The 1,452-nt window shown below is 71.4% G+C and carries 3 protein-coding genes and 1 pseudogene; 3 read left to right on the plus strand and 1 reads right to left on the minus strand.

The genetic code is table 11. The annotated features are described in order from the left end of the window. A partial coding sequence (locus GRX66_RS18960; RefSeq protein WP_159527841.1) for a hypothetical protein occupies positions 1–238 on the minus strand: 238 nt, incomplete at its 3' end. 243 nt (positions 239–481) lie between these two features. On the opposite strand from GRX66_RS18960, the pseudogene GRX66_RS21005 reads away from it, so the two are divergent. The 3 genes and pseudogenes from GRX66_RS21005 to GRX66_RS20900 all read left to right on the plus strand — a co-directional run. Next, positions 482–784 (plus strand): annotated as a pseudogene (locus tag GRX66_RS21005) (hypothetical protein); the annotation flags it as partial. Positions 785–921: 137 nt separating this feature from the next. After that, complete coding sequence (locus GRX66_RS20895) at positions 922–1,080, plus strand: helix-turn-helix domain-containing protein (protein ID WP_159527842.1); 159 nt, start codon at positions 922–924, stop codon at positions 1,078–1,080. 262 nt (positions 1,081–1,342) lie between these two features. Beyond that, positions 1,343–1,452: hypothetical protein (locus GRX66_RS20900; RefSeq protein WP_394351552.1), on the plus strand; the 110-nt coding region annotated here is incomplete at its 3' end.

Here is a 1,452-nt window from a genome sequence, read left to right on the forward strand (position 1 = left end):
GGTCGCGGACCCACGCGGTCGGCGACGAGTCGGAGGCGGCGGCGCCGACGAGTGCCGCCGCGCCGAGCGGGGCCCACGCATAGGGGAGCGATGCGACCTGTGAGATCGGGAACTCGACGACCGGGTCGACGTACGCGAGGAAGGCGAGGCCGAACGCCCAGGACGCGGCGAACGACGCGAGGAGGAACGCGGCGACCGGATGGGACCGGAGTCGTCGCTGGACGGCGAGAGAGCGCATGGTCGCCGTTTGTCGGAGTCCTTTCATGAAGGTTTCTACCTCGCTCAGCGGTCCAGTGGTCGCTCCAGGCGCGACCGACCGACAGGACCACGTCTGCCCCACCGGGTCGTGACGGCCGGCCAGTCTCGGTGCCGAGTCGACACGGCAATTCAAGTGTGGGTGCGCGTACAGTCGGGTGTGAAGTACGCTCGCCTCACCGTGAATGCGCCGCCCGAGGCCGGGTCCGCGGTCCACCGCGCCGCGATGGGCGTTCCCGAGTTGGGGGACGCGTACCTGCTGTTCGGCGGCATCAAGGAGCGGGAGCCGACGCAGTTCTACGCCGTCGAGGGCGCGCGAGCGCCGCTCGTGGACGCGCTCGAGGCCGCCGACGCCGTGTCCTACTACGACGTCGCGAGCGTCGACGACGACTACGTGTACGTCTACACGCAGGAGGTGGCGACCGAGGCGAACCGGCGGCTCCGCGCGACGTTCACGCGGGACTCCCTCGTGACGACGCTGCCGGTCGTCTACCGGGCGGACGGCACCGCGTCGTTCACCGTGGTCGGGCGCCCGAGGACCTGCAGGCCGCCGTCGCGGACGCCCGCGAGGTCGCGGACTTCGAGGTCGACCGCCTCGGCGACTACGACCCGCGCGAGACCGACTACGCGGCGGCGCTCACGGACCGCCAGCGCGAGGTCGTGGCGGTGGCCGTCGACGCCGGCTACTACGACGTCCCGCGGACCGCGAGCCAGGACGACGTCGCGGCGCAACTGGACTGCGCGCCCTCGACCGTCGCCGAACACCTCCGGAAGGCGGAGGCGGCGCTGGCGGGCGCGGCGATTCGCAACGACGCGGGACTCTGAGGGCGTGACCGTCGACGAGACAGCGGAGGCCACAGCGAACGACACAGCCGGTATCCTGGCGGACTGAACGGGCGAGCGCGGGTCCCGGGCGAAGCCCCTGTCCGCTCCGCGACATATCGCTCACTCCGTTCGCGATAGTGGTCGCGGCGCGAGCGGGAGCCGCGCGGGGGCTTTCTAACGGGGGTACCCTCGTCGAACCACGACCCGCGAATCGATTCGAATCCGCGTAAGACCTTTGGCGCGGGCCACGAAAGGCCGGGCGATGGAGTTAGAGGCGATTCCGGGCGTTGGCGCGAAGACGGCGGAGGCGCTCCGGTCGCTGGACGACCCAGCGGACGCGCTCGCGGGCGTCCGAACTGTCGGGCAAACAGC

This window comes from Halobacterium bonnevillei, assembly GCF_009831555.1.
In the GTDB taxonomy this organism is placed as follows: Archaea; Halobacteriota; Halobacteria; order Halobacteriales; family Halobacteriaceae; genus Halobacterium; species Halobacterium bonnevillei.